The organism is Streptomyces carpinensis, from assembly GCF_002154505.1.
GTDB classification, from domain to species: domain Bacteria; phylum Actinomycetota; class Actinomycetes; order Streptomycetales; family Streptomycetaceae; genus Streptomyces; species Streptomyces carpinensis.
On record NZ_MUBM01000180.1, the window covers coordinates 1 to 6,430 of the forward strand.

At 75.8% G+C, this 6,430-nt stretch carries 4 protein-coding genes and 1 pseudogene; 4 read left to right on the forward strand and 1 reads right to left on the reverse strand.

What is annotated here, in order from left to right:
• Positions 1 to 293: 293 nt before the first annotated feature.
• From BZY54_RS24050 to BZY54_RS24065, 4 genes are all read left to right on the forward strand, one after another.
• The gene (locus BZY54_RS24050; RefSeq protein ID WP_086727414.1) at positions 294 to 3,401 is read left to right on the forward strand and encodes a glycoside hydrolase family 84 protein; all 3,108 of its coding nucleotides are present in this window, start codon (positions 294 to 296) and stop codon (positions 3,399 to 3,401) included.
• Between the two features lie 122 nt (positions 3,402 to 3,523).
• A complete protein-coding gene (locus BZY54_RS24055; RefSeq protein ID WP_086727415.1) occupies positions 3,524 to 4,066 on the forward strand; it encodes a PadR family transcriptional regulator in 543 nt (180 codons plus the stop codon).
• Positions 4,063 to 4,752, forward strand: a complete 690-nt coding sequence (locus BZY54_RS24060; protein WP_086727416.1) for an ABC transporter ATP-binding protein — start codon at positions 4,063 to 4,065, stop codon at positions 4,750 to 4,752. The genes BZY54_RS24055 and BZY54_RS24060 overlap by 4 nt, the downstream gene beginning before the upstream one ends.
• On the forward strand, positions 4,743 to 6,119 hold the full coding sequence (locus tag BZY54_RS24065; protein WP_086727417.1) for an FtsX-like permease family protein: 1,377 nt from the start codon (positions 4,743 to 4,745) through the stop codon (positions 6,117 to 6,119). The genes BZY54_RS24060 and BZY54_RS24065 overlap by 10 nt, the downstream gene beginning before the upstream one ends.
• A 171-nt stretch (positions 6,120 to 6,290) precedes the next feature.
• On the opposite strand, the pseudogene BZY54_RS24070 reads toward BZY54_RS24065, so the two are convergent.
• A pseudogene (locus BZY54_RS24070) lies at positions 6,291 to 6,430 on the reverse strand (HNH endonuclease); the annotation flags it as partial.

The following is a 6,430-nucleotide window of genomic DNA, read 5'->3' on the forward strand; positions in this document are numbered from 1 at the left end:
GGGCCGTATCGGTCAGGGCCGTATCGGTCAGGGCCGAGAGCAGAAGGTGTGCGGGTGCGGCCACGGGGGCCTCCTCGTCGAATGCGGCAAAGAGCGGATTACCGCAGCCCTACCCAGTGCACGCGACGGCAGACGTACAACGCCGAACGACATGCCGCTGGTCACATTCCGCTTCCTCCAGGGTGGGGCAAACTCGGCACAGCGGCCACTCTCATTGACACCCGTCCCACCGAGTGGTGGGCTCGTTGCTCCTCGACACCGCCGTGGGAAAGCCGAGCGACGAAGGAGGGGCCGTGCAGGTTCGGCACGGAAAGGGGGCGGTCGCACTGGCGTTCGCCGTCGTCGCCGGGACGCTGACGGCCGCGCCGGCGGCCGTGGCGGCGCCACCGGTCCCGGGCACCAGCCCCGCTCCGGACACCGGCACCTCCCCCGTCTCCGCCTCCCCGGCCGTGGCTGTCCACCCCCGCCCGCAGTCCCTGCGGACGACCGGCGGCGCGGTCACGGTCACCGACCGGGTCGCCCTGGCCGCCGACGCGACGGCCGACCCGTACGCCCTCGAAGCACTGCGCGCGCTGCTGCGCGGCGCCGGGGCCCGGACGGTCACGGACCTCACCGACGGGGACCGGGTCCCCACGGGCGCCCTGGTGGTCCGGGCCCGCACCGAGCGGCCGCACGGCGATCCGCACCGCGCACTGCCCTCCGGCGGCTACCTGCTCACCGTCGGCCACGAGCGAGACCGCACCTCCACCGCGAGCCGCGCCGCCGTGACCCTCACCGGCGCCGGCGAGGACGGCCTGTTCCACGCCGTGCAGACGCTGCGGCAGCTGACACGCCCCGACGGCACCATCCCCGGCGTCTCCGTCCGGGACTGGCCCGGCACCGCCGTGCGCGGCACCACCGAGGGCTTCTACGGCACCCCGTGGACGCACGAACAGCGGCTCGCGCAGCTGGACTTCATGGGCCGGACCAAGCAGAACCGCTACCTGTACGCCCCCGGCGACGACCTCTACCGCCAGGAGCGGTGGCGCGAGCCGTACCCGGCGGCGCAGCGGGCGGCCTTCCGCGAGCTGGCCGAACGGGCGCGCCGCAACCACGTCACGCTCGGCTGGGCAGTGGCGCCCGGCCAGTCCCTGTGCTTCGCCTCCGACGCCGACATCCGGGCGCTGACGCGCAAGCTGGACGCGATGTGGGCTCTGGGCTTCAGGGCCTTCCAGCTGCAGTTCCAGGACGTCAGCTACAGCGAGTGGCACTGCGGCGCGGACCCGGACCGGTTCGGGTCCGGGCCCGAGGCGGCGGCACGGGCCCAGGCGCTGGTCGCGAACGCGGTGACCCGCCACCTGGCCGAGCGCCACCCAGGCGCCGTGCCGCTGTCGCTGATGCCGACCGAGTACTACGAGGAGGGCGGTACCCCCTACCGGCGGGCGCTGGCCGGCGCGCTGGACGAGTCCGTGCAGGTGGCCTGGACGGGGGTGGGCGTGGTGCCCCGGACCATCACGGGCGGCGAACTGGCCGAGGCCCGCGAGGCGTTCGGCCATCCGCTCGTGACCATGGACAACTACCCGGTGAACGACTACGCCGAGGACCGCATCTTCCTCGGCCCCTACACCGGCCGGGAACCGGCGGTCGCGAACGGCTCGGTCGCCCTCCTCGCCAACGCCATGCAGCAGGCCGAGGCGTCCCGCATCCCGCTGTTCACCGCGGCCGACTACGCCTGGAACCCGCGCGACTACCGCCCCGAGGAGTCCTGGCGGGCGGCGATCGCCGACCTGGCCGCGGGCGACGCGCGGCGCGCGCGGGCGCTGTCGGTGCTGGCCGGGAACGACGCCTCCTCGGTCCTCGGCGGCACCGAGTCGGCGTATCTGCGGCCCCTGATCGCGGCCCTGTGGCAGGCGCGCACGACGACGGACCGCGCGGCGAACGAGGCCGCCGAGAAACGGCTGCGCGCCGCCTTCGCCGAACTGAGCGACACACCCCGCGCCCTCGCGGCCGACCACGGTCTGGCCGCGGAAGTCGCCCCCTGGTCGGCGCAGCTGGCCCGGTACGGCGAGGCGGGCACGGCCGCGCTCGACATGCTGCGCGCCCAGCGCGCGGGCGACGCGGCGGGCGCCTGGGCCGCGTACCGCACGCTCGGCCGGGTGCGGGACGAGGCCGGGCGCGGCGGCGTGACCGTCGGCAAGGGCGTCCTGGATCCCTTCCTCGAGCGGGCAGGGCGGGCGTACGAGGCCTGGGCGGGCCTGACCCGGGAGGGGGCCGCCGGAACCGGCGGCCACGGCTCCCCGGGCTCTGCCGGCTCCGGCTCCCCCGGTGGCACGGCGGACGGGGCCGCGGTCGTGCGTCTGCCACGCGCCCGTCCCCTCACCGCCGTCACCGTGCTGACGGACCCCGGGACCAGCGGGGCCGTCGAGGTACACGTCCCCGGAAGGGGCTGGCAGCGCATCGGAGCGCTGGCGGACAGGGGTGCGACGGAGCTGTATGCCGGGCGGCTTCCGGCAGCGGGAGGCACCGCACCCCCCGGCACCTCGACACACCCGCCGGCCCTCTGGCCGCCCCGGCCTTCGTCCTCGGGTCCGGTCTCGGGCGCGTGGACGCGCCCGCCGGCCGTCGCACCCCCGGCGGCCGGTGCGCCCGTCGACGCCGTCCGCGTCACCGGCCCCGCGCCCTCCCGGATCCGGCACGTGGTCCCGTGGTTCGCCGACACACCCGCCGCCGCCCTGGAGCTGTCGCGCACCCGGACGGACGCGGAGATCGGCGGCACCGAGCGGCTGACCGCCCGGCTGACCTCCGGCCGGCCGGCGGACGTGGCGGGAAGGGTCACGGTGCAGGCCCCCGAGGGCATCCAGGTCCGCGTCCCGGCCCCCGCGCTGACGCTTCCGCGCGGCACCGAGGTGGACGTCCCCCTCGAGGTGACCGTGCCACCGGCCGCGCCCTCCCGGTCGTACGACGTCCGCGTCACCTTCGCCGGGGTGACCCGCACGCTCACGGTCCGCGCCTTCCCCCGCTCCGCCCGACCCGATGTGGCCCGGACCGGAACCGCCCGTTCGTCCGGCGACGAGACGCCCGACTTCCCGGCGTCCGCCGCCAACGACGGCGATCCCGGCACCCGCTGGTCCTCCCCCGTCGACGACGGCGCCTGGTGGCAGGTGGAGCTGGCCCGTCCGGTACGGCTGGGCCAGGTGGTCCTGCGCTGGCAGGACGCGTACGCCTCCGCGTACCGGATCCAGGTCTCCGCGGACGGCCGCCGCTGGCGCACCGCCGCCTCCGTGGCGGACGGCCGGGGCGGCCGGGAGGCGGTGCGGATGGACGAGCGGGACGTGCGCTTCGTCCGCGTGCAGGGCGAGAAGCGGGCCACCCGGTACGGCTACTCCCTGTGGTCGGTGGAGGCCTACGCGGTGGCGGACTGAGGCGCACGCGTCCCACGGCACAGGGCACCCGCCGCCCGGCAAGCGGCCCGTCCCGACTCGTTCCAGGGATTTCTTCGATCACTATTCACTCAGTACATGTATTCAGTGCATACTGAGGCCCCATGAGCACCCGCCACATTCTGCTGGCCCTGCTCGCCAAAGGGCCGAGCCATGGCTACGACCTCAAGCGACGCCACGACGACCACTTCCCCCAGGCCCGTCCGCTCGCCTACGGGCAGGTGTACACGACCCTGCAACGACTGGTCCGCGACGGTCTCGCTGAGGTGGCCGGCACCGACGCCGACGGCGGGCCGGAACGGACGCTGTACCGCCTCACCGCGGACGGCTCCCGAGAAGCGACCGACTGGGCCGGGCAGGTCACGCCGCCCGCGCCGTTCGTGACGAACGAGATCTTCGCCAAGGTCGTCGTCGCGATCCTCACCGGCGGCGACCCGGCCGCCCATCTGCTCGCGCAGCGCGCCGCGCACATGGATCGGATGCGCGAGCTGACGGCGCTCAAGACCGCTCCGAGCGCCGAACTGGGGACCGTGCTGGCCGCGGACTACGCCCTCAACCACCTCGACGCCGACCTGCGCTGGATGACCACCACCCAGGCCCGGCTCACCACTCTGACCGCTGTGACCGTGGAGGTCGACCGAGCATGAGCAACCGACCGGTGCCCCTTCTGGTGGCCCGTGACCTCGTCAAGGCGCACGGCAGCACCCCGGCGCTGCGCGGGGCCCGCCTGGAGCTGGCCGCGGGCGAGATCGTCGCCGTGACCGGCGCGAGCGGCAGCGGGAAGTCGACGCTGCTGCACTGCCTGGCGGGCATCGTCCGGCCGGACGGGGGTGCGGTGACGTACGCCGGGGAACGCGTCGACGCCCTGCCTGAGCGGCGGCTGAGCGAGCTGCGCCGCACCGACTTCGGCGTGGTGTTCCAGTTCGGCCAGCTGATTCCGGAGCTGACGGCCCTGGACAACGTGGCACTGCCCTTGATGCTGGCCGGGACCGCACGGGAGGCGGCCCAGGAGCGGGCGGCAGGCTGGCTGGAACGGTTCGGCGCAGGGGAACGGCCAGGGCTGCGGCCCGGGGAGCTGAGCGGCGGCCAGGCACAGCGGGTGGCGCTGGCGCGGGCGCTGGTGACCGGCCCGAGGGTCGTCTTCGCGGACGAGCCGACGGGGGCCCTGGACTCGCTGGCGAGCGAGCAGGTGATGACGGCGCTGGTGCACACGGCCCGGGAGACGGGCGCCGCGGTGCTGGTGGTCACGCACGACGCCCAGGTGGCGGCGTACGCCGACCGTGAGGTGCGGCTGCAGGACGGCGTGACGGCCGGGCTGGAGGTATGCGCGTGAGGACCGATCTGCGGCTGGCCTGGCTGCTCGTGCGGGGCTCCGACCGGCAGGAGTGGTGGCGGATCGCGCTCACGGCGGTAGGGGCGATGTGCGCGACGGGGCTCGGTCTCGCCGCGGCAGCCCTGGCCTCGGTGCGCGGAAGCCGCTCCTCCGCCTTCGGCCACGGGCTGCTGGACCATCCCGGCGAGCGCTCCGGGGTGATCGTGGCGCTGCTGCTCCTGCTGGTTCCGGTGCTCGGCTTCCTCGGCCAGTGCACCCGGATCGGCGCGGTGCACCGGGACCGGCGCGCGGCCGCGCTGCGGCTGGCGGGCGCGGAGCCGGGCCGGGTCCGGCGGATCACCGCGCTGGAGACGGGCCTGGCCTGTCTGCTGGGCTCGGTGCTCGCCACCGCGGTCGCGGTGCCGGTCCTGCCGGCCGAGTGGCCCCGGCCGTCCGTGCCGGCCTGGGCCGGAACGGTGCTCGTGGCGGCGGGCGTGCCGGTGCTGGGCACGGCGGCCGGGCTGCTGGCGCTGCGCCGGGTGGTGGCCTCGCCGCTCGGCTGGGTGCGGCGGAACCGGCCCCGCTCGGGGCGGGGTGTGGGGCCGGCGTTCCTGGGCGCGCTGCTGGTCGTGGTCGCGGCGACGGTGCTCGCGGTGGCCAGTACGTCCACAGGTACGGCCGGATCGGACGACGCCAGCGGGCCGCTCGTCGTGTTCGCGGCGGTGCTGGCGGTCGGTGTGGGCGCGGTGTGGCTCACGGGCACCTTCTCCGGGCTGACCGGCCGGCTGCTCGCGGCCCGGACCGGCACCCCCGCGGTGCTGATCGCGGCCGAACGGCTGCGGGACGACCCGTGGGCGGCGGCCCGTGCGCATGCGGCGGTGCTGCTGGTGACCGTCGTCGGAACCGGGTTCGTGGGGGTGCGGCAGGTGCTGCTGGCCGAACTGGAGGAGATGCGCCGCAGGCATGAACTCGGGACGGACATCGCCTTCTACACCACCGGCGTGAACCTGACCGCCGTGGCGATCGGCCTCGCCCTCGTGATCGTCCTCACCGCGCTCGCCGTCGGCGCCGCCGAGTCCCTCGCCACCCGGCGCCGGGGCCTGGCCGCCCAGGTCGCCGCCGGGGTGCCGCGGCCGGTGCTCGGCCGGGCACTGCTGCTGGAGACCGCGCTGCCGCTGGCCCCGGCCGTCCTCGTGGCGGGCCTGGGAGGGCTGGCGATCGGCATCGGCTACGCCCGCACGGGGCCCGACGGCTCCGCCGGCTGGTCCGTGCCGTACGCGGCGCTCCTGGTCCCGGCCGGTGTGTACGCCGCCTGCCTGCTGGCCGCGGCGGCCTCACTGCCCCTGCTGCGCCGCTCGGTACGGCCCGGCCAGCTGCGGTACGCGTAGCGCGGCATGGCCGTACGCGGTGGCGCGGGCGGTGCCGGTGGCGGCACGGCGGTGCGCGCATACGTGGGCGTACGGAGGCCCACGAGTGCGCGCGTACGCGCCTGCGCTGCCGCGTGTGACGCCCGTACGCACACCGCACGAACCGCGCGCAGTACGCGAAGACCCGGATCGTCAGGCGGAGATGCCGTCGATCCGGGCCAGGGCGTCGTCCGCGCCGTACGGCTGCAGGTAGGGCAGCCAGCGCGGGTCCCGATGCCCGGTGCCGATGATGCGCCAGGCCAGACCGGTGGGCGGAGCGGGCTTGTGACGCA